Origin of the sequence: Pseudomonas sp. NFPP25, from assembly GCF_900116505.1 — a bacterium.
GTDB lineage: Bacteria > Pseudomonadota > Gammaproteobacteria > Pseudomonadales > Pseudomonadaceae > Aquipseudomonas > Aquipseudomonas protegens.
The window spans coordinates 483477-506805 of the sequence record NZ_FPBG01000001.1 but is presented as its reverse complement, the minus strand read 5'-3'; the positions used below and the strand labels follow the sequence as shown (position 1 = coordinate 506805).

Here is a 23329-nt window from a genome sequence, read left to right as displayed (position 1 = left end):
TACACATGCCGCAATTCTTTATTGACCGCCCGGTATTCGCCTGGGTGGTCGCCTTCTTCATCCTGTTGGCCGGTGCCCTGGCGATCCCCCAACTGCCGGTGGCGCAATACCCCACCGTGGCCCCGCCGCAGATCGAGATCTACGCCGCCTACCCGGGCGCCTCGGCACAGACCCTGGACGAATCGGTGGTCAGCCTGATCGAGCAGGAGCTCAACGGTGCCGACCACCTGCTGTACTTCTCGTCCCAGAGCAGCCTCGGCAGCGCCACCATCACCGCCACCTTCCAGCCGGGTACCAACCCGGAACTGGCCCAGGTGGACGTGCAGAACCGTCTCAAGGCAGTGGAACCGCGCCTGCCCCAGGCGGTGACCCAGCAGGGCCTGCAGGTGGAGAAAGTCTCCGCCGGCTTCCTCTTGCTGATCACCCTGACCTCCAGTGACGGCCGCCTGAACGATGTCGCCCTCAGCGACTACCTGGCGCGCAACGTGATGAACGAGATCCGCCGCCTCGATGGCGTCGGCAAGGCCCAGTTGTACGGTGCCGAGCGGGCCATGCGGATCTGGCTCGACCCGCAGAAACTGATCGGTTTCAACCTGACCCCGGCCGACGTCAACGCCGCGGTGGCGGCGCAGAACGCCCAGGTTCCGGCCGGCAGCATCGGCGACCTGCCCAACCCCGCCAGCCAGGAAATCACCGCGACCATCCTGGTCAAGGGCCAGCTGTCCAGCCCTGAAGAGTTTGCCGATATCGTCCTGCGGGCCAACCCCGACGGCTCCACGGTACGCATCGGCGATGTGGCCCGGGTGGAAGTCGGCAGCCAGGAATACCAGTACGGCACCCGCCTGAACGGCAAGCCGTCCACCGCGGTGGGCGTGCAGTTGTCCCCCGGGGCCAACGCGTTGAATACCGCGACCCTGATCCGCGCCAAGATGGACGAGCTGTCGCGCTATTTCCCGGCCGGCGTGGAATACAAGATCCCCTACGACACCTCGCCCTTCGTCAAGGTCTCGATCACCAAGGTGCTCTACACCCTGGCCGAAGCGATGGTGCTGGTGTTCCTGGTGATGTTCCTGTTCCTGCAGAACATCCGCTACACCCTGATCCCCACCCTGGTGGTGCCCGTGGCCCTGATGGGCACCTTCGCCACCATGCTGGCCCTGGGGTTCTCGATCAACGTGCTGACCATGTTCGGCATGGTGCTGGCCATCGGCATCCTGGTGGACGATGCCATCGTGGTGGTGGAGAACGTCGAGCGGATCATGGCCACCGAAGGCCTGTCGCCCAAGGAAGCCACGCGCAAGGCGATGCAGCAGATCACCGGGGCCATCATCGGCATCACCCTGGTGCTGGTAGCGGTGTTCATCCCCATGGCCTTCATGCCCGGCTCGGTGGGGGTGATCTACCAGCAGTTCTCGCTGTCCATGGCCACCTCGATCCTGTTCTCGGCGTTCCTCGCCCTGACCCTGACCCCGGCCCTGTGCGCCACCCTGCTCAAGCCCATCGCGGCGGGCGAACACCATGAACGCACGGGGTTCTTCGGCTGGTTCAACCGGCGCTTCGAACGCCTGAGCGACAGCTATCAGGGCGGCGTGACCTATGCCCTCAAGCGTACCGGCCGCTACCTGCTGATCTACCTGGCGCTGCTGGCGATCATGGCGCTGCTGTTCAGCCGCCTGCCCTCCTCCTTCCTGCCAGTGGAGGACCAGGGCTACACCATCACCGACATCCAGCTGCCACCTGGTGCCAGCCAGAACCGCACGATCAAGGTGGTGGAGCAGATCGAAGCGCACAACGCCAGCGAACCGGGAGTCGGCGACAGCACCATCATTCTCGGCTTCAGCTTCTCGGGTAACGGGCAGAACGCCGCGCTGGCCTTCACCACGCTCAAGGACTGGTCGCAACGGGGCAGCGAGGATTCGGCGATGTCCATCGCCGACCGCGCCAACGCCGCCCTCGGCGCGATCAAGGATGCCGTGGTGTACGCCGTGCTGCCGCCGCCGATCGATGGCCTGGGCACCTCCAGCGGCTTCGAGTTCCGCCTGCAGGACCGTGGCGGCGTCGGCCACGCGGCCCTGATGCAGGCCCGGGACGAGCTGCTCAAGGCCACGGAAAAGAGCCCGATCCTGGCCAACGTCCGGGAAAGTGCCCTGGCCGAAGCGCCGCAGGTGCAACTGGAGGTCGACCGCAAGCAGGCCAACGCCCTGGGCGTGTCCTTTGCCGATATCGGCAGCCTGCTGTCCACCGCCCTGGGGTCGTCCTACGTCAACGACTTCCCCAACCAGGGGCGGATGCAGCGGGTGGTGATCCAGGCCGAAGGCGACCAGCGCAGCCAGGTCGAAGACTTGCTGCGCCTGAACGTGCGCAACAGCGCCGGCAAGATGGTGCCGCTGTCGGCCTTCGTCCGCGCCAGCTGGAGCCTGGGCCCTGCGCAACTGACCCGCTACAACGGCTACCCGGCCATTGCCGTCTCCGGCGAGCCGGCCCCTGGCCACAGTACCGGTGAAGCCATGCAGGAAATCGAACGGCTGGTGGCGCAGTTGCCCACCGGGCTGGGCCTGGAATGGACCGGCCTGTCACTCCAGGAACGGCTGTCCGGCAGCCAGGCGCCGATGCTGCTGGGCCTGTCGCTGCTGATCGTGTTCCTGTGCCTGGCAGCGCTCTACGAGAGCTGGTCGATTCCCACTTCGGTGCTGCTGGTGGTGCCCCTGGGGGTACTGGGCGCAGTGCTGGCGGTGAGCCTGCGCGGCATGCCCAACGACGTGTTCTTCAAGGTCGGCCTGATCACCATCATCGGCCTGTCGGCGAAGAACGCGATCCTGATCATCGAGTTCGCCAAGAGCCTGTACGACGAAGGCCATGATCTGATCGATGCCACGGTGCAGGCTGCACGCCTGCGCCTGCGCCCCATCGTCATGACCTCGCTGGCGTTCATCCTCGGCGTGGTGCCCCTGGCCATCGCCACCGGCGCCAGCTCCGCCAGCCAGCAGGCGATCGGTACCGGGGTGATCGGCGGCATGATCACCGCAACCCTGGCAGTGATCTTTGTGCCGGTGTTCTTCGTGGTGGTGATGAAACTGGTGAAACGCGGTTCGTCCAAGGACTGACATCGCTGCATGGGGCCCCGGTTCCGGGGCCCCTTCTTCTCTTGCCCCCCTCTTCTCGTCTCAGGCCGCCATGGCCGGGCATACCCGTGCCTGTGGGCAATCCAGGGCGAAAGGCCCGGGAAAGGCCGCAGCGGATTTGCCCGGTGGATTGCCCGCCAGCAGCGCCGGAACCTTGGCCGCCTGGCTGTGATGGGCGATCTGGTGATTGCATTCGATGGCCCGCGCCAATGCTCCGGCCGAGCCCTGGCCCAGCCCCAGCAGGCTGGTGCCATTGGTGAAGAACGCGAGGAAGGCGGTGATCATCAGACGGCGCCCTTTCATGGCCGTCTCCCCGCTTCGGCATGGAGTACCGGGCCCTGGCCGCTTGCCGCGCCGGAATCAATCAACGCAGCGCTCGGCAGGTCCGCAGCCAGGCTGGCCCAGAGCATCAGAAGCAGATAAAGCCCCAGCGCCAGGTAGGCGCCGTGCTTGGCGGAACTGAGGATCGAACGGGCCATGGTGATCTCCTGAGGCGTTTTCGTGCCCAGAGGATCTATCAATCAAACGCCAGTAAAAAGACGTTTATATCCATAACCATCATCAATTTTCTTGATGCTTTAAACTCGCGTCTCAGTCCTGCAACAGGCTGGTCAGACGCTCGCGGGAAGTCTCCGGCTCGCCTTCGACAGGCTGGGCAGAGGACAGGATGGGGGTGGAGTAGAGCAACAGCAGAACCACGGTCAGACGCATCACCATGCTATCGATCCTTGCTCGGGAAAGAGTCAATAATTCAGCGTCAAATTTAAACACATGGCTATATGACACTACCAAGCAAAATTTGCCTGGCGGGAAGAATAAGTCGCAAACAGGTGATGCAGGAGCGACATCACTGCTTCAGTGACGTCGCTCCTGCATACCTTGGGTTTGCTGCTTGCGGGGTGATCCGGAGCGCTCATTGCTGGGCTTTGTGATCCAGGGCGGCGTAGAAGTTGGCGCTTTGTTGCAGGTACTTCTGGGTGTAGGTGTTGGTGCTGGATTTCTTCTGGCTGATTTCCACGCTGGCGCTGGCAGGCAGTGCCACGGTGGCGGAAATGGCGGAGGCTGCGATCACGGAGAAGAGATTGAAGTTCATGGCGATAACCCTCGTATTCAGTTGGCTTGCTTGCCCGTGTGGGCCGTGAAGCAAACTTACTCCCGAGGGTTGGCGGGAAAAAATTCTTTGCGGCAGTAGCCATTATCAGCGTCGTTAATAGAAGGAGTCAGGCCCCGGACGCCGGGGCCTGCGGTCTATTGACGCACCAGGAATTTGATATCGCTGGGGGAATCGAACGGCAGTTTCTGCACGGTCTTGCCCAGGAAACCGGTCTTGGCGTCGCGCTCGATCACCACGATCTCGTTGCTTTTCTGGTTGCCGATCAGCACATAGCGGTTGCTCGGGTCGAGGCTGAACTCCCGTGGGTGATCACCTTCCACCGAACGCCGCTGGATTTCCTTGAGCTGGCCATTGGCCGGGTCGATGGCAAACACCAGCAACTGGTTGGCGGTGCCCCGGTTGCTGACATACAGGTACTGGCCGTCCTTGGAAGCGTGCAAGGCCGCGGCGGCCTTTTTCTCCTTGGAGCCGTTGGCCGCCAGGTCGAGCATCTGACGCTGAGTCAGCTTGCCGTCCTGGTAGTCGAACACCGCCAGTTGAGCGCTCATTTCCATGGTCAGGTAGGCATGCTTGCCATCGGCGCTGAACAGCAGGTGCCGCGGGCCGCTGCCCGGCGGCAGCTGGACGAAGGCCGGGTCGGCCGGGCTCAGCGGGTGTTCCGCATTGGCCTTGGGGTCATAGCGATAGACGAAGATCTTGTCCGCACCCAGGTCGTTGGCGAACAGGAACTTGCCGTCCGGGGACGGCACCGACGAATGCACGTGGGCCGATTGCTGGCGCTCGGGGTCGACCCGGCTGGCCGGATGACTGGTGAGCTGCACCACCGGCGACAGATGACCGTCATCGCTGACCGGCACCACCGCCAGGCTGCCGCCCGGATCCACATCCACCGAATAGTTGCTGACGAACAGGTAGTTGCCGTCGGCACTCAGGCTGGAATGGGTGGGCTCGTTACCCTGGCTCTGCACCTGGTTGATCAGGCTCAGTTGATGGGTTTTCGGCGCCAGGCTGTAGCTGCTGACACGACCGATGGGGTCGGCCTGCCCCGGGCTGTTCTCATTCACCGCGAAGACGAACTTGAGGTCCTTGGACAAGGTCAGCCAGGACGGGTTGGAGCTCTTCACCACCTGCAGCGGCTTGGGGTCGATCTGCCCGGTGCGCTCATTGAATTGCAGGCGGTACAGACCCTGGCTCTGGCCCTGGGTATAGGACCCCACCAGCAGCTCATGGGTTTCGGTGGCCGGCGCGGCCTGGACCGCCATGGCACCGACACTGCCGGCCATCAGCAGGGGCCAGAAATTACGCATCTTCATGTTCACCTTCCTCTTCGTCGCGGGCACTGAACGCGCTCATGCACACCAGGCGGTGCTCACCGGAGTCGCCTGCCAGGGTCCAGCTCTGCAAGTCCTGGTCGAAGGTCGCGGCCTGGACCTGGGCCAGGGTAAAGCTCCAGCGCTTGGCCGCGCGGCCGTCCATGCACTCGATCAGCAGGCGCTGCTCGTCGAGGGTGAAATCGAAAGCGTGCAGGCCGTCGATTTCCAGCATGTCGCAGGCTTCAAGGGCGCAGATCAAGGTGTCGGTAGCAGCGGTCATAGCGATCAGTCATCAGATGGAAAGGCGCAATGATAGCTGATTGGCGCTGCCGGGTTGGGCCAGCATTGCGCCGCGCAAGCGACTGCCCCGGATACATCCTCCGACAGGCACTGCCGGGGCCGCCCGGTTCTTCAGCACCACCCGCTTTCCCCTCGGAACACCGGGCATGAAAAAGCCGCACCCGAGGGTGCGGCTGAGTACTCATGCAACGGGATCAGTGGGCGAACAGCGAGTTGCCCTTCTGCCCCGCGAGCTTCTCCGGCTTGATCAGGAACCGCGCCAGGGCCGGCAGCAGCCACAGGGCACCGAACATGTTCCACAGCAGCATGAAGGTCAGCATCAGGCCCATGTCGGCCTGGAACTTGATGGCCGAGAAGATCCAGGTGCACACGCCGATGGCCAGGCACAGACCGGTGAACAGCACGGCCTTGCCGGTGGAGCGCAGGGTCTGGTAGTAGGCCTCCTGCAGCGGCAGGCCGGCCCGCAGGAAGCTCTCCAGGCGGCTGTAGATATAGATGCCGTAGTCCACGCCGATGCCCACCCCCAGCGCCACCACCGGCAGGGTCGCCACCTTGACCCCGATGCCCATGAAGGCCATCAGCGCGTTGCCCAGCACCGACGTCAGCACCAGTGGCAGGACAATGCACAGGGTCGCCGCCCAGGAGCGGAAGGTGATCATGCACATGCCGGCCACGCAGATGTAGACCAGGATCAGGATGGTCAGCTCGGACTCCTTGATCACCTCGTTGGTCGCGGCCTCGATCCCGGCGTTGCCGGCAGCGAGAATGAACTCCAGGCCGTCCTTGTTGTGCTGCGTGGCGAACTCCTGCACCGCATGCACCGCACGGTCCAGGGTCGCGGCCTTGTGGTCGTTGAGGAACACCAGCACCGGCGCCAGGGAGCAGTTGTTGTTGTATAGGCCGTCGGCCCGGGCAATGGAGTTGTTCAGTACGTCAGGGTTGCGCGAGAGGGTTTCCCACTTCAGGTTGCCCTCGTTCATGCCCTTGATCATCTGCTTGGAGACGGTCACCAGGGAAATCGCCGACTGCACGCCCTCGGTGTTCTGCATCTTCCACATCAATTCGTCGATGGGCGCCATGGCCTCATAGCGCGAGCAGCCTTCGGCCGCGGTCTTGACCATCACCACCAGCACGTCGGAGCTGGTGGAGTAGTTGCTGATGATGAAGTTGTTGTCCTTGTTGTAGCGCGAGTCGGGACGCAGCTCCGGCGCGCCCTGGTCGAGGTCGCCGATCTTCAGGTTCTGGCTGTACCAGAGGCCGCCGGCAAAGGCCACCAGGGCCAGGGCGATGGAAATCGGCGCGACTTTGGGGCTGGCAAAGTTAGACAGCAGGCGCCAGAACGGATGCTCGCGGGAAGCGTCCTTCTTGCTGCGTTCGATGGCGCGCTTGCTGATGCCGACGTAGGAAATCGCCACCGGCAGCAGGATCAGGTTGGTGAACACGATCACCGCCACGCCGATGGAGGCACCGATGGCCAGCTCGCGGATCACCCCGATATCGATGATCAGCAAGGTGATGAAGCCCACGGCGTCGGCGAGGATCGCAATCATCCCCGGCAGGAACAGTTGGCGGAAGGTGCGCCGCGCCGCGGTCAGGGCGTTGTCGGCATCACTGGACTGCAAGGCGATGCCGTTGATCTTCTGCACCCCGTGGGAAATGCCGATGGCGAAGATCAGGAACGGCACCAGCATTGAATACGGGTCCAGGCCGAAGCCGAAGGCGTGCATCAGGCCCAGTTGCCAGACCACCGCCACCAGGGTGGTGATCAACACCGCGATGGTGCTGCGGATGCACCAGGTGAACCAGTACAGCAGCACCAGGGTGATGATGAAGGCCACGCCGAAGAACATCACCACCATGATCAGGCCGTCGATCAGGTCGCCGACCTTCTTGGCGAAGCCGACGATGTGGATCTTCACATTGGGGTTCTGCGCCTCGAACTTGTCGCGGATCTTCTCTTCCAACTGGTGGGAGAATTTCTGGTAGTCCAGGGCTAGCAGCTTGCCCTGGTCCTGCGGGTCCGGGTAGGACTCCAGCAGCGGGATATCGACGATGCTGGACTTGAAGTCGTTGGCCACCAGGCGCCCGACCTGGCCGGACTTGAGCACGTTGTTGCGCAGCTGTTCGAGGCTGTCGGCCGAACCGTTGTAGCTCTGGGGAATCACCTCGCCGCCGGCGAAGCCCTCTTCGGTCACTTCGGTCCAGCGCACGCTGGGGCTCCACAGCGACTTGAGCCCGGAGCGATCGACGCCGGAGATGTAGAACACCTCGTCGTTGATCTGCCGCAGGGTTTCCATGTAGTCCTTGGTGAAGATGTCGCCGTCGCGGGCCTCCACCGAGATGCGCACGGTGTTGCCCAGGTTGGCCAGGTCGTTGCGGTGCTCCATCATCCGCTCGATGAATGGGTGCTTGAGCGGGATCATCTTCTCGAAGCTGGTGGACGGCCGGATCAGGGTCGCCTGCCAGAACAGGAAAGCGCTGACCAGCAAGCAGATGAAGATCACTGCCGGGCGGTTATTGAAAATCAGGCGCTCAAGAAAGTTCGCCTTGTCCTGGTGATGACTGCTCATGGAATTCCCCACCTTCTTATTATGTGCCCGGCTTATTGGCCGAGTTCAGCGCCCGTTGCTGCAGAAACCCGTACACCGCCCTGCCCGGCCAGGATCAGGTCGCCGTTGCCGGCAGCGGTGACCGCCGACAGCGAGATGCGGTCCGCACGGTTGAATACGCTGAAGGTCTGGCCGTGGTCGGTGCTGCGGATCACGCTGCCGCCGTTGCCGACGATCACCAGCGAGCCATCGTCCAGCAGGGTCGCCCCCGACAGGCCGAACTCCAGGGCGCCACGGGCGGCGTTCAACTCCACCTGTTCCCAGGTGCTGCCGAAATCCGTGGAGCGGTAGAGATTGCCGCGCAGGCCATAGACCAGCAGAGTGGCCGGCTGGCCGGTGCCGATCACGCCGAACAAGGAGCCTTCATAGGGGCCTTCGAGGCGCTCCCAGGTCTGCCCGTCATCGGCGGAGCGGAACATGCTGCCCTGCTCGCCGACAATGAACAGCCCGGAATCCTTGACCTGGGCAATGGCGTTGAGGTGGAACTGGTCCTCGTTGTCGAGGCGGTCGCTGACGTCCTCCCAATGCTGGCCGCCATCGCTGGTTTCCAGCAGGGCCCCGTAGGCGCCCACGGCGTAGCCGGTCTGGGTGTCCTTGAACCATACATCGAGCAAGGGTGCCTCGCGCTTGAGGTCCTGGAACTGCCGGGTCCAGGTGGCACCGCCGTCGCTGCTGGCCAGGACCTGGGCATCGTGGCCCACCGCCCAGCCGCGCTTATCATCGACGAAGTACACCGCCGTCAGCAGTTGCCGGGTCGGCACCTTGGCCTGGACCCAGGTCTGGCCCTGGTCGTCGGAATAGAGAATGTGCCCGCGATCGCCCACCGCCACCAGGCGCTTGCCGGCGTGGACCACATCGAGCATCAGGCTTTTCGCCGCCTTGGGCGATTCGATGGAATAGACAGAATCCGCTGCAGTGGCAGCGGCCAGGACCGGTGTCGACAGCGTCACGACACCCAACAGCGAGAGCGCTGTAGCCAACAGTGCGAACGTGCGCAGCGCCGGCGGGCGGCCAACAACCACACCCATGACAGGCTCACTCATAGACCATTCCCCCATTATTATTGTCAGGTCATTCAACCTCTCAGGGCGCCTTGAGGGGGCTGCGCAGGCCTGGGCGATCATGACGATCGACCTGAAACCTGCAATCTAGAGCCCCTTCGGCTGCGGGCTATCCTATCGGGCTTTGGAAAGGTCTGACAATCGACGCCACGTTATCTTTTGTTAACCATCAGCCCCTGCCGAAACCCTGAATGGCCGCCCATTCGTAGGACTGATGGATGGGCCTGAACCGCGTCTGCGCGACAGTGGGACAAAGCCTGATCCAGGACAGGGGCCACCCCTCCCCGGCCGGGGCTATGATGAGCCGGGCAGACTTCAGGACAGAGCCATGATTGCCATACGCGAGGCGTGGAAAGCCGGATTGCTGGGACATGCACACTGGGGCCGCAACCTGGTGTCCGGGGTGATTGTCGCAGTGGTGGCGTTGCCCCTGGCCATGGCCTTCGCCATCGCCTCCGGGGTCAAGCCCGAACAGGGCATCTACACCGCCATCGTCGGCGGCCTGCTGGTGTCGCTGTTCGGCGGCAGCCGGGTGCAGATCGCCGGGCCCACCGGGGCCTTTATCGTGATCCTCGCCGGGGTCACCGCCCAATACGGAGTGGATGGCCTGCAACTGGCGACCCTGATGGCCGGGCTGATCCTGTTCCTGCTGGGCATCAGCCGCCTGGGTGCCCTGATCAAGTTCATCCCGGACCCGGTGATCCTGGGCTTCACCGCCGGTATCGGGGTAATCATCTGGGTCAGCCAGTGGAAGGATTTCTTCGGCCTGCCCGCGGTCAGCGGCGAGCACTTTCATCAGAAACTCTGGCACCTGCTGCAAGCCCTGCCCCAACTGCACCTGAGCACCACCCTGCTGGCCCTGCTGAGCCTGGCGCTGCTGCTATGGGTGCCGCGCATCCCCCAGCTCAAGCGCCTGCCGGCCCCCCTGCTGGCCATGACCCTGGCCACGGCCTTGCAGTCGCTGTTCCAGTTCCAGGGCGTGGCCACCATTGGCAGTGCCTTCGGCGGCATTCCCCAGGGCTTGCCGGCGTTGCAGTTTCCAGAGGTCAGCCTGCCGCGGATCCTGGACCTGATCGGCCCGGCTTTCGCCATCGCCATGCTCGGGGCCATCGAATCGCTGCTGTCGGCGATGGTGGCCGATGGCATGGCTGGCACCCGCCATGACTCCAACCAGGAACTGATGGGCCAGGGCATCGCCAACCTGGTCACCCCGCTGTTCGGCGGTTTCGCCGCCACCGGCGCCATTGCCCGTACCGCCACCAATATCCGCAACGGCGGCAGCAGCCCGCTGGCGGGTATCGTCCATGCCCTGGTGCTGCTGCTGATCATCCTGTTCCTGGCGCCGCTGGCAGCGAACATTCCGCTGTGCGCCCTGGCGGCGATCCTGTTCGTGGTGGCCTACAACATGAGCGAGCTGCACCACTTCAAGCGCATGCTGCAACGAGCCCCCCGGGCCGATGTGGCGATCCTGCTGTGCACCTTTGTGCTGACCGTATTCAGCGACCTGGTGATCGCGGTGAACATCGGCGTGGTCCTGGCCATGCTGCATTTTCTGCGGCGCATGGCCTCCTCGGTGGAAGTGCAACAAGTGGTGGAACAGGATCTGCAGCAGGAACTGCACCGCAGTGGCCAGCAGCACCTGCCACCGGGCGTACTGATCTACACCATCGAAGGGCCGTTGTTCTTTGGCGCCGCGGAGACCTTCGAACGGGCCCTGGCCCAGACCCACAGCGACCCGCAGGTGCTGATCATCCGCCTCAAGCATGTGCCGTTCATGGACATTACCGGGCTGCAGACCCTGGAAGAAGTGATAGGCCAGCTGCACAAGCGCGCGATTGTGGTGAAGCTGTGCGAAGCCAACCTCAAGGTGCACGGCAAGCTGGAGCGGGTCGGCATCCTGCACGCCATCGGCGCGCAGAACTATCACCGCGACTTGAGCGAAGCGCTACAGAGCCAAATCCCCCCTGCCTCCCCACCACCGCTCTCGTAGGAGCTGGCTTGCCAGCGAAGGGATGCCGAGGGCGGTACAAGGCTTGAGGGCCTCTTCGCCGGCAAGCCGGCTCCTACGGGGGATATGCGGTGGCTTGGGTCCGTAGGAGCTGGCTTGCCAGCGAAGGGATGCCGGGGGCGATACAAGCCTCAGGCGAGGCTTTTGCTCACCACCTCGAACACATCGCTGGACAGCTCGCCGGAGGCACGGATGCGCTCCAGTTCGCCTTTCATCAGTGCCTGGCGGGCACTGTCGTATTTGCGCCAGCGGGTCAGCGGCGCCAGTTGCCGCGAGGCAATCTGCGGGTTGAAGCCGTTGAGCTGGATCACCAGGTCCGCCAGGAAGCGATAGCCCGAACCATCGGCGGCGTGGAAGTTGATCAGGTTCTGCCCGGCAAACGCCCCCACCAGCGCCCGCACCTTGTTCGGGTTCTTGATGTTGAACGCCGGGTGCTGCATCAGTGCCTTGACCCGCTCCAGGCCACCGGGCAACGGGCTGCCGGCCTGCACGCTGAACCATTGGTCCATGACCAGGGCGTTGTCCTTGAAGTTCTCGGCGAATACTTCTAGGGCCTTGGCCTTCTCGGCCTCGAACGGCGAGTTGACCAGCACTGCCAGGGCGGTCAGGCGCTCGGTCATGTTGTCGGCGCTGTCGAACTGTTCGATGGCCGCAGCCAGTACCTCGGGCTTGTGGGTCAGCATCAGGTACGACAGGGCGATGTTCTGCAGCGCGCGACGGGCAAAATGCTCGGACTCGGCCACGTAGGCGGTGGCCTTGGACACCTGCCGATTGGCCTGATAGCGCTTCCACAGGGCATCGAACAGACTGTCAGCCAGTTGCTGACGGGCAAACTCGCGAGCCGCGTGGATCGCCTCGACATCCGCCACTTCGCTGATCTCGGTGAGGTAGGCCTCGCCCGGCAGGGACAGCATTTCGGCGACCATGGCCTGATCCAGGCTGTCATCGGCGAGCACAGTGCCCAGGGCAGCCACCAGACGTTCGTCCATCACCAGCGCCCGGCCCTGTTGGTGCTGGGCGATCAGTTCCTGCAACACCTGCACCGACAATTGCTGGCCGGCGTCCCAGCGGTTGAAACCGTCGCTGTCGTGCTGCATGAGGAACATCAGCTGGTCACGGTTGTAGGGGAAGCTCAGCTTCACCGGAGCCGAGAAACCCCGCAGCAGCGAGGGCAGCGGATGTTCGGCGATGTCGACGAAGGTAAAGGTCTGCTCGGCCTCGGTCACCGACAACACGCGGGACGAGCCCTGGGCGGCGGCTTCACCAGCCAGGCGCAAGGCCATGTCGGCACCGGTGCTATCGAGCAGGCCCAGGGCCACCGGAATCACGAACGGCAGTTTCTCGACCTTGTCCGGGGTTTGCGGGCAGCTCTGGCGGAAGGTCAGGCTGTAGGTTTTCGCCGCTGCGTCGTAGGACTCGCTGACCGCCAGCCGCGGCGTACCGGCCTGGCTGTACCAGCGCTTGAACTGGGTCAGATCGACGCCGTTGGCGTCTTCCATGGCCTTGACGAAGTCGTCGCAGGTCACGGCCTGGCCGTCATGGCGCTCAAAGTACAGGTCGCTGCCCTTGCGGAAGCCTTCGGCGCCGAGCAAGGTGTGGATCATGCCGACAACTTCCGAACCCTTTTCGTACACGGTCAGGGTGTAGAAGTTGGAGATCTCGATAAAGCTTTCCGGACGCACGGCGTGGGCCATGGGGCCGGCGTCTTCGGCGAACTGGTGGGTCCGCAGGTACGCCACGTCCTGGATGCGCTTGACCGTGGCCGAGTTCATGTCCGCGGAGAAACCGGCGTCGCGGAACACTGTGAAACCTTCCTTGAGCGACAGCTGGAACCAGTCGCGGCAGGTCACCCGGTTGCCCGACCAGTTATGGAAGTATTCGTGGGCAACGATGGCCTCGACCCGCTGGTGCGCGGCGTCGGTGGCGGTTTCGGCACGGGCCAGCACGGCGCTGGAGTTGAAGATGTTCAGGCCCTTGTTTTCCATGGCGCCCATGTTGAAGTCGTTGACCGCGACGATCATGAAGATGTCCAGGTCGTACTCGCGGCCATAGGTTTCTTCGTCCCAGCGCATGGACTTCTTGAGGCTGTTCATCGCGTGCTGGCACTTGTCGATGTTTTCCGGCTCGACATAGATGCGCAGCGCCACGTCGCGACCGCTCTGGGTGCGGAAGCTGTCTTCCACGCACCACAGGTCACCGGCCACCAGGGCGAACAGGTAGGCCGGTTTCATGAACGGGTCTTCCCAGGTCGCCCAGTGCCGGCCGTCTTCTCCCGGGCCGCTGGCGATCGGGTTGCCGTTGGACAGCAGCACCGGGTAGCTGTGCTGCTCGGCGACCACGGTGGTGGTGAACTTGCTCATCACGTCCGGGCGGTCGAGGTAATAGGTGATCTTGCGAAAGCCCTCGGCCTCGCACTGGGTGCAGAACATGCCACTGGACTTGTACAGGCCTTCCAGGGCGGTGTTGCTTTCCGGGTGGATCTTCACGCTGGTGTCCAGGGTGAAGCTGGCGCTGGTGGGGTGCAGGGTCAGGTGGCTGTCGTCCAGCTGGTAGTCGTCAACACTCAGCGGCTGATCGGCGAGGCTTACCGACAGCAGTTCCAGTTGCTGGCCGTCCAGCACCAGGGGCGGCAGGCCGGCGCCCCGGGCCGGGTTGCGACGCATCACCAGCTGCGCATGGACCAGGCTGTGGTCCTCGAACAACTCGAAGGTCAGGTGGGTCTCGTCGATCAGGTACTCGGGGGCCTGATAGTCCTTCAGGTAGATCATCTTCGGTTGGTCGGTGCGCATGGCGAATTCCTTCTACTGATGCACGGCGAGCTGGTACGCCGTGTATTTGCGAATGTTGATCACGCCGGTGTCGAAGATCAGGTACTGGCCCTTGATCCCCAGCAACGTGCCTTCGGCGATCGGATTCTTGTCCAGGTTGAAGCTGACGATCTTGGTCGGGTACTCCACGACCGGATAGCGGATTTCCAGAGGCTCGATATCGGTCACCGGCTGGATCGCCTGCAGGCCAAAACGCTCCTGCAGGGCCAACAGGCCCTCGGCGCAGGCGGCGAACAGCTGCTCGCGCACTGCCACCAGGTCCACTGCCTGGGCATCACCCTTGAGCAAGGCGCGCCAGTTGGTCTTGTCGGCCACCTGGGAACGGAACAGGTCTTCGACGAAGCCCGATTGCTGGCGGGTCGCCACGCGCATGATCGGCAGCGCCTGGCTGGCGCCCTGGTCGAGCCAGCGGGTCGGCAGTTGGGTGGCGCGGGTGATGCCGACCTTGATCCCCGACGAGTTGGCCAGGTAGACCACGTGGTCGGTCATGCAGAACTGCTCGCCCCATGACGGATCGCGGCAAGTACCGGCGTCGTAGTGGCAGCGTTCCGGGCTCATGATGCAGATATCGCACTGGGCCAGCTTGGTCATGCACGGGTAGCAGTAGCCCTGGCTGAAGCTGGTCTTGGTCTTGCGCCCGCAATGGCTGCAATGGATCGCACCCAGGTATTCCAGGCGCACTGTGGTGCCGATCAAGGGGTTGACCGGTACCTCGCTGTCGCCCAGGCGAAAAGCGTATTCAACGTTCGACCCGTCAAGGCGCGCCGACATTTTACTGATGGAACCGCGGCCAATCTCGATCAATGGATGGCATCCGACTTGAACAGGATGTTCGGCACCGGCGCCGACTTCGAGGCGCATTCCTGCGGGCCCATGTAGCCGGTACGTTGATCCTCGGGCAGATTTTGCATTTCCCAGGCGATCATCGCCTGCAGGGACAGTTCACGCTGTTCGGCGGTGAGCTTGCGGCCATCGGACCATTTGCCGATCTCTACCGCCAGTTTCAGGCTCTGGTAGATCTCGGGGGTGATGTTTTCGATCATTTCAACAAAGGACGACATACAAGACTCCAGCGTTTAAAGGGCCCGTCGGCGGCTGTACAAGCCGCCCAACAGGCCGGTGAGGCATCCGATAAGCAACCCGCCAACGTGGGCGGCGTTGGCGATTTCACCGAAACCGATCATCGAGACCAGCCCGGACAGGCACAGCAGCAGCCACACCAACATCATCACCAGCACGCCCCGGGGCAGGCGGTAGATGGGGTTGGGGGCCAGCAATTGGTAGATCCAGCAATGCCCGAGCAGGCCGTAGAGCACCCCGGACAGGCCGCCGAACAGGGTCGGCCCGCTGAAGTAGTACTGCGCGTAATTCGACACCAGGCTGAACAGCAGGGTCAGGCCCAGCAGGTTGATGCCGCCCTGGCGCATTTCGATGCGCCGCCCCAGCTCCCAGTACCACATGCCGTTCATGGCGATATGCAGGAAGCCGAAGTGGATCAGCATCGGCGTCACCAGGCGCCACCACTGCCCCGCTGCCAGGCTGTCGGCCAGGGAGCTGAACTGGATGTAGTCGCCAACCACGCGGAACTCGAGGAAGGTGAACCAGCTCAGGGTCTGCAGGTTGTCGCCGAGCAAGGTGATACCGCATACCGCCAGGCTCAAGAGCAGGATCAGCGCGGTGACCGGGCTGCTGCGCAGTTGCTGGACGAAGCCGGGGCGCGCCGGGGCACTGGCCTGGGGAATGTCCAGCTGCTGCTCGGGGTCGCCCTGGGGAAAGCGCTGGTACAGGCCACGCACGTCCTCGCTGATGGATTCCGGCACCCAGAGCACCTGCTCCCCCGCCTCCTCGCTGACCCGGTGAGGCACCTGCATGCGTTGCAGCAGCTTGACGAAGCCGCTCAGGTCCGTCGCCAGGGGCAGGCGCAATACCGCTACCGCACTCATCGCACTACCTCGGGCCGTTCAACGTCGACCCAGACAAATTTATTCGGATCCAGGCGGGTTTCCTGGTCCAGCCGATACGCGGCGAGCTTGCCGTAGAGCACCGCGCTGTAGTCCAGGCACGCCAGGTTGGGACGGATCGGCGCCGGCTTGCCGCTGCGCCAGTAGTGCCCGACGAACAGCATCGGCTCCTCGGCGCCATAACGCAGCAGGCTGTTCTTCTCGGCCGGGGACAACGGCGTGCGGGCCACAGGCTCGGGCAAGGCATCGGGCTGGAACACGATGTCGCCGTAGGTCTGCGGGTCGTCTTCCCAGAACTTGGTACGGAAGAAGGCGCGGGTCAGGCCGTCGCCGCTGGTCATGGTCAGGCCATGGGGCAGGCGCATGTCGGTGCCCCGCAGCAAACGGTCGAAGGCGGTACAGGCAAAGCTGTCGGGAACGGCCGCGGACTGCAGGAACTCGCGGTCGATGCAGCCGTTGGGGTACTGCTGGCGCAGCGGCGCGATCAGGCCGGCATCCCAGCAGGCGTGCACCACACGGAAACGGCCGGCGTCGACGAACAGCGGCAATTCATAGAACCACTGCAGGAAATCGTGCCAGTCACCCGGGTGCTGTTCGAACTGGGTCAGGGTCTCGTGGATCAGCCGGGCATGGCGCGGGGTGTGCTCGCGCACGAACTGCTTGCCGCTGCCTTCGGCCGCCGGAGTGCTCCAGCCCAGCGCATTGAACTCGTGGTTGCCCATGATGCACAGGGCCTGACCGGCCTCGACCATGTCGTGGACGATGTGCAGGGACTCACGGATACGCGGGCCGCGGTCGATGATATCGCCGAGGAACACCGCCATGCGCGACGGGTGCCGCCAGACGCCGGCCTGCTTGTGATAACCGAGCCGATCCAGCAAGTGCTCCAGGGTCAGGGCGCAACCGTGCACGTCACCGATCAGGTCGTAGCTACGCGCGGGATCGAGCATCAGTCGCCTCCACCGCCCAGCCGGCTGCCCCAGCCGAGTTTGGTCCGGCAGACCTCGTAGTAGTTGTGGTCCAGCGGGTGGATCAGGCGCAGTTTCTGCGCCTTCTTGCTGACCGTGATGGTGTCGCCCGGGGCACAGGTGAAATGGTTCTGCCCGTCACAGGAAACTTGCGGATAGATCTGCATATCTTTGGACACGACGATTTTCAGCTCGCTGTTGCCATCGACCACGATCGGTCTTCCCGACAAGGTATGGGGGTACATCGGCACAATCACAATGGCATCCAGCTTGGGATGCATGATCGGTCCGCCGGCAGACAGCGCATAGGCCGTGGAACCGGTGGGCGTGGCGACGATCAGGCCGTCGGCCTTCTGGCTGCAGACGAACTGGCCGTCGATGTAGATCTCGAACTCGATCATCCGCGTCGACTTGCCCGGGTGCAGCACCACGTCGTTCAGTGCGTCGCCCTGACCGATGGCCTCGGCATGGCGACGGACTTCGGCCTGCAGCAGGAAGCGGTTTTCCACCAGGTAGTGGCCGTCGAGCACCTCGGCGACCTTAACTTCCAGCTCATCGGGGCGGATGTCGGTGAGAAAGCCCAGGCTGCCGCGGTTGATCCCCAGCACCGGAATATTGTGCCGGGCCAGGGCCCGGGCGGCGCCCAGCAGGCTACCGTCGCCACCGACCACGATCACCATGTCGCAGACCTCGCCCAACAGCTTGCGCGAGGAGGTCTGCAGGCCGTGGCCCGGCAGCACTTCGGCGATGGTGTCTTCAAGGATCACGTGCAGGTGCCGCGCCAGCAGAAACTTCTTCAGTCGGCGAACTGTGTCCAGCACCTGGGAACTGCCCAGGCGACCGATAATGCCGATATTGCGAAACTGCTCCATGGGGCTCCTGCGGAATTCGGGTACGGGCGAAACGGAGGATTATGGGCGAAACCCGGCGTTAGACAAAATCCTTTCAGCCACACGGGCTTAGCCAGCCCTGCCGCAACTGCGAGTGGCACGCATTTATCGCGATCGGCCCGGGTTTGCGTCTATGCTCGCAAGATGCTCCTGTTCCCTGATCTGCTCGGCCTTCCCCGCCAGTTGCGTCAACCTGAAGTCCGCGACCTCGCCTGGGTCATCCTCGCGCCGCCGATGCTCAGCCACACGCCCTGGCCACAGCGCCACCCACTCGCCGGCAGCGACTGGGTCCAGGCGCCGCAACTGCTGGCCCACTGGCTGCGCTGCCAGGATCTGGACAGCCGCGCCCTGCGCCAGTGGCTGGCCGAGGGCCCGACCCGGCGCCTGGGCCTGTATTACGAACGCCTCTGGCAATTTGCCGTCCGCCACGCCCCCGGGGTCGAGCTGCTGGCGGCCAACCTGCCAATCCGCCGCGGCGGCCACACCCTGGGCGAACTGGACATGCTGCTGCGCGACCGTGACGGCGTGCACCACCTGGAACTGGCGATCAAGCTGTACCTGGGCCCCCAGGCCGGCAATGGCCAGGACAGCGCCCAATGGCTGGGCCCCGGCTGCCATGACCGCCTGGACCGCAAGCTGGCGCACCTGGATGGGCACCAACTGCCGATTTCCGCCCGGGACGAAAGCCGCGAAGCCCTGGCGGCACTGGATATCCACCAGTTCAGCGCGCACCTGTGGCTGGGGGGCTACCTGCTGTACCCCTGGCCGGGTCGCGCCGAACCGCCCCAGGGCGCCCACCCGCAACACCTGTGCGGGCGCTGGCTGCATCAGCGCGACTGGCCGGCATTTTTCGCCCAGAGCGCCCCGGGGCGCTGGCAGCCCCTGCCCCGCCACGCCTGGCTGGCGCCGGCCCACTACCCGGCCGAGCAGGCCTGGACCGCCACGCAACTGCAGCAATGGCTGGCGGAACTTGCCCCCCAGGCCCCGGCGCAGTTGCTGGTACGCCTGGAGCAAACCCCTGAAGGCGGCTGGGAAGAAGCCGAACGCCTGTTCCTGGTGGCCGATCTCTGGCCCCACATCCCCCCGCAGCCCTCCTGACAATCTGCCGCAGGAGCGGACTTGCCGGCGAAGACGCCCCTATGCGGCAAGCCGGCGCCTACATCAGAGACAGGCGCAGCGCCAGGGCCGCCAGGGTCGCCAGCAACACCGGCAGCGTCAGCACGATGCCGACCCGGAAGTAGTACCCCCAGCCAATGTGAATACCCTTGCGCTCCAGTACATGCAGCCAGAGCAGGGTCGCCAGGCTGCCGATGGGGGTGATCTTCGGCCCCAGGTCGCTGCCGATGACGTTGGCGTAGATCATCGCGTCCTTGACCACCCCCGTGGCCTGGCTGGCATCGATGGACAAGGCGCCGATCAGCACTGTCGGCAGATTGTTCATCAGCGATGACAAGCCCGCCGTGAGCAACCCGGTGCCCAGGGCCGCGCCCCAGATCCCGCCGCCGGCAAAGGCATCCAGCCAGCCGGCCAGGTACGCCGTGAGCCCGGCATTGCGCAGGCCGTACACCACCAGGTACATGCCCAGGGAAAAAATCACGATCTGCCAGGGCGCTTCCCTGAGCACCTTGCGCGTGGAGATCCGGTGCCCGCGGGCGGCAATCGCCAGCAGCAGCGCCGCGCACACCGCGGAAATAGCGCTGATGGGAATGCCCAGCGGCTCCAGGGCAAAACAGCCCAGCAGCAGGATCAGCAACACCCACCAGCCGGCCATGAAGGTCGCCCGGTCATGGATGGCGCTGGCGGGCTCGGCCAGTTGTCGGGGGTCGTAATCCAGCGGGATGTCGCGGCGGAAGAACCACAGCAGCACCACCAGGGTGGCGGCCACGCTCACCAGGTTGACCGGCAGCATCACCAGCGCATAACGGTTGAAGCCAATCTTGAAGAAGTCCGCGGAGACGATGTTCACCAGGTTCGAAACCACCAGCGGCAGGCTCGCGGTGTCGGCAATGAACCCCGCGCCCATGACGAAGGCCAGGGTCGTGGCCGGTGAAAAGCGCAAGGCCAGGAGCATGGAAATGACGATGGGGGTCAGGATCAGCGCGGCGCCGTCATTGGCGAACAGCGCCGAGACCAGCGCCCCCAGCAATACCATGAAGGCAAACAGCCGCCTGCCCCGCCCTCGCCCCCAGCGCGCCACATGCAGCGCGGCCCAGGCAAAGAACCCGGCCTCGTCCAGCAGCAGGCTGATGATGATCAGCGCGACAAAGGTACCGGTGGCATTCCAGATGATCTGCCAGACCACCGGGATATCCGCCCATTGCACCACCCCGAACAACAGCGCCAGGGCCGCCCCGAACACGGCGCTCCAGCCAACGCCCAGGCCCTTGGGCTGCCAGATCACCAAGGTAATGGTCAGCAGGAAAATCGATACGGCAATCAACATGAGAGTGGGTCTTGAGTATGCAGGAGCCGGCTTGCCGGCGAAGGTGCCCCACGGGACTCAAGGGCCTCTTCGCCGGCAAGCCGGCTCCTGCGACAGCAGGGAATGATGGTGGGGAATCAGGCCTTGCGTTGCTGCTCGACCCACTGCCCGTAGGCGTTGATGAAGCCCTGCAGGAACGGCCGGGTTGCTTCGGACAGTTTGCCAGCCTCGTCGAATGCCGAGCCAGCGCCACCCAGGTAGGCCTCGGGCTGCTGCATGCAGGGCACATTGAGGAACACCAGGGACTGGCGAAGGTGGTGGTTGGCGCCAAAACCGCCAATGGCCCCCGGAGAAACGCTGATCACCGCCCCCGGCTTGCCGCTCCAGGCACTTTTACCGTAGGGCCGCGAGCCGACGTCGATGGCATTTTTCAGCGCCGCCGGTACCGAGCGGTTGTATTCCGGGGTAACGAACAGCACCGCGTCGGCGCCGCTGATCTGTTCGCGAAAACGGGTGTAGGCCGCCGGTGGCGTGGCATCGATGTCTTCGTTGTAGAGCGGCAGGTCACCGATCTCGACGATGTCCAGCTGGAGGCTGGCAGGTGCCAGCTCGGCCAGGACCAGGGCGACCTTGCGGTTCAGGGACTGCTTTCTCAGGCTGCCGACCAGTACTGCGACCTTGTAGACATTGCTCATGGGAGTTTCCAACCGTTGGCGTAAAGAAGGTGTTAGTTATAGATGACCCGAGGTGATGTCTGCTACCCCACCCCGATAATTCCCAAGCCATGGCCTGTTGCCAGCGAGCCCACGATAACGAGGCTGGCACCGGTAGCGGATTATTTTTTTCCCGGGGTAAAACTTCCCCTGGGGACACCGGGTCTACACCACCGAATTTGCGTGTTTTATCTCCAGAGGCTCTAAAGAATGGCAGCAGTACTTGTCGGACAATTCCATGCAAGAGATGCCGAGGGACGGGTGTACTCAGTGCACGAATTCCAGGAATCCATGCCCCCGGAGGACGGCGCGGCCGGATCGGAGCCCGTGACCACCTACCGCCTGGCCATCGGCGACCGGGTCAAGAAACTCGATGACAACCAGTTCCTGCTGGTGCAGTCGGATGTAACCATCGTGCGCGAACCCGAGACCTATGTAGCTCAGTGATTCTGCGCGAGCATCATCGCCAGCTGTTGTGTCGCCACACTTGGGTTAGGATTCGTTGCTTGCCCCCTCGACGGCTGGAGATGGACTTCAAGCATGCGTTTACGTCATATCGAAGTGATTCAGGCGCTCCTGCAAACCGCTCACCTGGGCACTGCCGCCGAACTGCTGCAACTTTCGGTGGCCGAGGTCGAGGCCCTGCTGCGCGACGCCGAGAGCCAATTGGGCTTCATGCTGTTCGCCAGTGTTCGCGGCCGTTTGCAGGCCACCCGTGAAGCCCGGGAGCTGCAGGGAGCCATCACCCGGGTGTATGACGCTTTCGAGCCGGTGCAGCGCCTGGCCGACAGCCTGAGGTTCCACCAGGCGCCACCGCTGCGCCTCGTCGGCACCCCGCCGCTGGTTCAGCAACTGCTACCCCAGTGCATCGCCGCCCTGCGCCGGCGCTTCGCCGACACCCCTTGCAGCCTGCTCGGCCAAAGCACCCGGGACATGGTCCACAGCCTGCTGCTGCGTGACTGCGATCTGGGCCTGAGCCTGCACGATCCGCAGCACCCGGACATCCACAGCCAGGCCCTGGCCCAGGGCAAGCTGTTTCTCCTGGCGCCCCACGGCTGGCTGCAACCCAAGCAGAAATACGTCGCCCTGCAGGATCTGGCCGGCCAGGCCATGGTCGGCCTGGAGGGCCAGGACCCGCTGAGCGTGATGCTTGCCAGCAAATTGCAGAACCTGCGCCCCAGCCCGGTGATCCAGACCCGGGTGCAGACCTATCAGATGATGCGCAGCCTGGTGGAAGCTGGCGAAGGTCTGGCCATCGTCGACCCCTTCACCGCCGTCGGCGCCCGCAGCGCCGGGCTCGATGTGTGCCCGCTGTCGCCCCCCATCAGCGTCACGCTGTACGCCTTGCGGCGCCACGGCAGCGACAGCTCGCCGCTGACCACTGCCCTGCTGGAGCTGCTCACGGAACAGGCCGAGGCCCTGCTGGCAGGTTAAAGCGCCGGCCCCTCCAGCTCATTGGCGAACAGCCGGTACCAGAAGATCGCCACCTCGGCGGTCTGCGGGTCGATACCGCGGTAACGCAGGTGGTCCACGCCCCCTACCACATAGCCGCATTGCTCGTAGAGGCGGCAGGCCCCCAGGTTGTTGTTCTGGGTTTCCAGCATCATCCCCGGCAGTTTTTTCCTGCGGCTCCAGAACTGCGCCACATCCAGCAGCGCCCTGGCTACCCCGTGGCGCCGGGCCGGCGCATGCACCGCCAGCTCATCGATATGGGCGTAACCGTTCCAGTTGGTGCTGACCACCACATGGCCCACCGGCTGGTCGTCCAGATAGGCCATGAAGATCTCGCTGTCCGCGGCATTGCGGTAGCTGCTGAACTCCTCCGGGTCGATGCCATAGCATTTGCGATAGGGCACGATCCGTCGCAGGGCCCAGTCCGCCACCGGCACTTCGCGTTCGGCCACGGCATAGGCGCTGACCTCGAAGCTGAAGTCGCTGCCCCAGATATAAGCGGCAAAGCCCTCATCGGCGACTCGCACCGCCAGGCCCGGATAACGGGGATTCACAACAGGTTGCATGG

The 23329-nt window shown here is 64.1% G+C and carries 22 protein-coding genes; 5 read left to right on the top strand and 17 right to left on the bottom strand.

All coding sequences use genetic code 11. From position 1 onward, the window contains the following. Window positions 1-5: 5 nt before the first annotated feature. Window positions 6-3104: an efflux RND transporter permease subunit gene (locus BM382_RS02185; protein WP_019095826.1), complete on the top strand. Its 3099-nt coding sequence runs from the start codon at window positions 6-8 to the stop codon at window positions 3102-3104. Between the two features lie 60 nt (window positions 3105-3164). Here the strand turns inward: BM382_RS02185 and BM382_RS02180 are convergent, their stop codons facing one another. The 8 genes from BM382_RS02180 to BM382_RS02150 form a co-directional block, all read right to left on the bottom strand. Continuing rightward, on the bottom strand, window positions 3165-3425 hold the full coding sequence (locus BM382_RS02180) for a hypothetical protein (RefSeq protein ID WP_072441682.1): 261 nt from the start codon (window positions 3423-3425) through the stop codon (window positions 3165-3167). After that, complete coding sequence (locus tag BM382_RS02175) at window positions 3422-3601, bottom strand: hypothetical protein (RefSeq protein WP_019094606.1); 180 nt, start codon at window positions 3599-3601, stop codon at window positions 3422-3424. The genes BM382_RS02180 and BM382_RS02175 overlap by 4 nt, the downstream gene beginning before the upstream one ends. A 112-nt stretch (window positions 3602-3713) precedes the next feature. After that, window positions 3714-3839, bottom strand: a complete 126-nt coding sequence (locus tag BM382_RS32160) for a hypothetical protein (RefSeq protein WP_015635802.1) — start codon at window positions 3837-3839, stop codon at window positions 3714-3716. A gap of 196 nt (window positions 3840-4035) precedes the next feature. Continuing rightward, window positions 4036-4215, bottom strand: a complete 180-nt coding sequence (locus BM382_RS02170; protein WP_015635803.1) for a hypothetical protein — start codon at window positions 4213-4215, stop codon at window positions 4036-4038. 155 nt (window positions 4216-4370) lie between these two features. Further along, the gene (locus BM382_RS02165) at window positions 4371-5549 is read right to left on the bottom strand and encodes a lactonase family protein (protein WP_019094608.1); all 1179 of its coding nucleotides are present in this window, start codon (window positions 5547-5549) and stop codon (window positions 4371-4373) included. Next, window positions 5536-5829, bottom strand: coding sequence for a DUF5629 family protein (locus tag BM382_RS02160; RefSeq protein ID WP_011061560.1), 294 nt, complete (start codon window positions 5827-5829; stop codon window positions 5536-5538). The genes BM382_RS02165 and BM382_RS02160 overlap by 14 nt, the downstream gene beginning before the upstream one ends. 214 nt (window positions 5830-6043) lie before the next feature. Next, window positions 6044-8419 (bottom strand): efflux RND transporter permease subunit, encoded by a 2376-nt coding sequence (locus BM382_RS02155; RefSeq protein ID WP_011061561.1) that lies wholly within the window; start codon window positions 8417-8419, stop codon window positions 6044-6046. 32 nt (window positions 8420-8451) lie between these two features. After that, window positions 8452-9501 (bottom strand): WD40/YVTN/BNR-like repeat-containing protein, encoded by a 1050-nt coding sequence (locus BM382_RS02150; RefSeq protein WP_011061562.1) that lies wholly within the window; start codon window positions 9499-9501, stop codon window positions 8452-8454. Window positions 9502-9847: 346 nt separating this feature from the next. On the opposite strand from BM382_RS02150, the gene BM382_RS02145 reads away from it, so the two are divergent. Next, complete coding sequence (locus tag BM382_RS02145; protein ID WP_072441679.1) at window positions 9848-11509, top strand: SulP family inorganic anion transporter; 1662 nt, start codon at window positions 9848-9850, stop codon at window positions 11507-11509. Between the two features lie 149 nt (window positions 11510-11658). On the opposite strand, the gene pepN is transcribed toward BM382_RS02145, so the two are convergent. Genes pepN through BM382_RS02115 form a run of 6 tightly spaced genes read right to left on the bottom strand, consistent with a single transcriptional unit; the run spans window position 11659 to window position 18156 of the window. Then, window positions 11659-14316, bottom strand: coding sequence for an aminopeptidase N (pepN, locus tag BM382_RS02140; protein ID WP_019092922.1), 2658 nt, complete (start codon window positions 14314-14316; stop codon window positions 11659-11661). Window positions 14317-14328: 12 nt separating this feature from the next. Further along, a complete protein-coding gene (locus tag BM382_RS02135; protein WP_019092921.1) occupies window positions 14329-15159 on the bottom strand; it encodes a DUF2797 domain-containing protein in 831 nt (276 codons plus the stop codon). Beyond that, window positions 15156-15416, bottom strand: a complete 261-nt coding sequence (locus BM382_RS02130) for a YeaC family protein (protein WP_011061566.1) — start codon at window positions 15414-15416, stop codon at window positions 15156-15158. Before BM382_RS02130 ends, BM382_RS02135 begins: the two co-directional genes overlap by 4 nt. Before the next feature lie 15 nt (window positions 15417-15431). After that, a complete protein-coding gene (locus BM382_RS02125) occupies window positions 15432-16298 on the bottom strand; it encodes a rhomboid family intramembrane serine protease (protein ID WP_019092920.1) in 867 nt (288 codons plus the stop codon). Continuing rightward, window positions 16295-17269 carry a metallophosphoesterase gene (locus tag BM382_RS02120; protein ID WP_169891843.1) on the bottom strand — a complete coding sequence of 325 codons (975 nt, stop codon included), beginning with the start codon at window positions 17267-17269 and terminating at the stop codon, window positions 16295-16297. The genes BM382_RS02125 and BM382_RS02120 overlap by 4 nt, the downstream gene beginning before the upstream one ends. Beyond that, window positions 17266-18156 carry an NAD(+) kinase gene (locus BM382_RS02115; RefSeq protein WP_007920913.1) on the bottom strand — a complete coding sequence of 297 codons (891 nt, stop codon included), beginning with the start codon at window positions 18154-18156 and terminating at the stop codon, window positions 17266-17268. The genes BM382_RS02120 and BM382_RS02115 overlap by 4 nt, the downstream gene beginning before the upstream one ends. A 162-nt stretch (window positions 18157-18318) precedes the next feature. Here BM382_RS02115 and BM382_RS02110 point away from each other — a divergent pair, with 162 nt between their 5' ends. Continuing rightward, a complete protein-coding gene (locus tag BM382_RS02110; protein ID WP_026019952.1) occupies window positions 18319-19272 on the top strand; it encodes a DUF1853 family protein in 954 nt (317 codons plus the stop codon). A gap of 58 nt (window positions 19273-19330) precedes the next feature. Here BM382_RS02110 and BM382_RS02105 read toward each other — a convergent pair whose 3' ends face one another. Beyond that, the gene (locus tag BM382_RS02105; protein WP_072441676.1) at window positions 19331-20617 is read right to left on the bottom strand and encodes an arsenic transporter; all 1287 of its coding nucleotides are present in this window, start codon (window positions 20615-20617) and stop codon (window positions 19331-19333) included. 116 nt (window positions 20618-20733) lie between these two features. Continuing rightward, the gene (locus tag BM382_RS02100; protein ID WP_072441673.1) at window positions 20734-21291 is read right to left on the bottom strand and encodes an NADPH-dependent FMN reductase; all 558 of its coding nucleotides are present in this window, start codon (window positions 21289-21291) and stop codon (window positions 20734-20736) included. A gap of 228 nt (window positions 21292-21519) precedes the next feature. Here BM382_RS02100 and BM382_RS02095 point away from each other — a divergent pair, with 228 nt between their 5' ends. Both BM382_RS02095 and BM382_RS02090 read left to right on the top strand, forming a co-directional pair. Then, the gene (locus BM382_RS02095; protein ID WP_011061572.1) at window positions 21520-21756 is read left to right on the top strand and encodes a hypothetical protein; all 237 of its coding nucleotides are present in this window, start codon (window positions 21520-21522) and stop codon (window positions 21754-21756) included. A 93-nt stretch (window positions 21757-21849) separates the two neighbouring features. Continuing rightward, a complete protein-coding gene (locus BM382_RS02090) occupies window positions 21850-22743 on the top strand; it encodes a LysR family transcriptional regulator (protein WP_011061573.1) in 894 nt (297 codons plus the stop codon). Here BM382_RS02090 and BM382_RS02085 read toward each other — a convergent pair. Beyond that, window positions 22740-23327 (bottom strand): GNAT family N-acetyltransferase, encoded by a 588-nt coding sequence (locus tag BM382_RS02085; protein WP_015635812.1) that lies wholly within the window; start codon window positions 23325-23327, stop codon window positions 22740-22742. The genes BM382_RS02090 and BM382_RS02085 overlap by 4 nt on opposite strands. Window positions 23328-23329: the final 2 nt, after the last annotated feature.

Coding starts and splice junctions, on each gene's coding strand:
- BM382_RS02185 (WP_019095826.1), top strand. CDS start 6: ATGCCGCAATTCTTTATTGACCGCCCGGTATTCGCCTGGGTGGTCGCC.
- BM382_RS02180 (WP_072441682.1), bottom strand. CDS start 3,425: ATGAAAGGGCGCCGTCTGATGATCACCGCCTTCCTCGCGTTCTTCACC.
- BM382_RS02175 (WP_019094606.1), bottom strand. CDS start 3,601: ATGGCCCGTTCGATCCTCAGTTCCGCCAAGCACGGCGCCTACCTGGCG.
- BM382_RS32160 (WP_015635802.1), bottom strand. CDS start 3,839: ATGGTGATGCGTCTGACCGTGGTTCTGCTGTTGCTCTACTCCACCCCC.
- BM382_RS02170 (WP_015635803.1), bottom strand. CDS start 4,215: ATGAACTTCAATCTCTTCTCCGTGATCGCAGCCTCCGCCATTTCCGCC.
- BM382_RS02165 (WP_019094608.1), bottom strand. CDS start 5,549: ATGAAGATGCGTAATTTCTGGCCCCTGCTGATGGCCGGCAGTGTCGGT.
- BM382_RS02160 (WP_011061560.1), bottom strand. CDS start 5,829: ATGACCGCTGCTACCGACACCTTGATCTGCGCCCTTGAAGCCTGCGAC.
- BM382_RS02155 (WP_011061561.1), bottom strand. CDS start 8,419: ATGAGCAGTCATCACCAGGACAAGGCGAACTTTCTTGAGCGCCTGATT.
- BM382_RS02150 (WP_011061562.1), bottom strand. CDS start 9,501: ATGAGTGAGCCTGTCATGGGTGTGGTTGTTGGCCGCCCGCCGGCGCTG.
- BM382_RS02145 (WP_072441679.1), top strand. CDS start 9,848: ATGATTGCCATACGCGAGGCGTGGAAAGCCGGATTGCTGGGACATGCA.
- pepN (WP_019092922.1), bottom strand. CDS start 14,316: ATGCGCACCGACCAACCGAAGATGATCTACCTGAAGGACTATCAGGCC.
- BM382_RS02130 (WP_011061566.1), bottom strand. CDS start 15,416: ATGTCGTCCTTTGTTGAAATGATCGAAAACATCACCCCCGAGATCTAC.
- BM382_RS02125 (WP_019092920.1), bottom strand. CDS start 16,298: ATGAGTGCGGTAGCGGTATTGCGCCTGCCCCTGGCGACGGACCTGAGC.
- BM382_RS02115 (WP_007920913.1), bottom strand. CDS start 18,156: ATGGAGCAGTTTCGCAATATCGGCATTATCGGTCGCCTGGGCAGTTCC.
- BM382_RS02110 (WP_026019952.1), top strand. CDS start 18,319: ATGCTCCTGTTCCCTGATCTGCTCGGCCTTCCCCGCCAGTTGCGTCAA.
- BM382_RS02105 (WP_072441676.1), bottom strand. CDS start 20,617: ATGTTGATTGCCGTATCGATTTTCCTGCTGACCATTACCTTGGTGATC.
- BM382_RS02100 (WP_072441673.1), bottom strand. CDS start 21,291: ATGAGCAATGTCTACAAGGTCGCAGTACTGGTCGGCAGCCTGAGAAAG.
- BM382_RS02095 (WP_011061572.1), top strand. CDS start 21,520: ATGGCAGCAGTACTTGTCGGACAATTCCATGCAAGAGATGCCGAGGGA.
- BM382_RS02090 (WP_011061573.1), top strand. CDS start 21,850: ATGCGTTTACGTCATATCGAAGTGATTCAGGCGCTCCTGCAAACCGCT.
- BM382_RS02085 (WP_015635812.1), bottom strand. CDS start 23,327: ATGCAACCTGTTGTGAATCCCCGTTATCCGGGCCTGGCGGTGCGAGTC.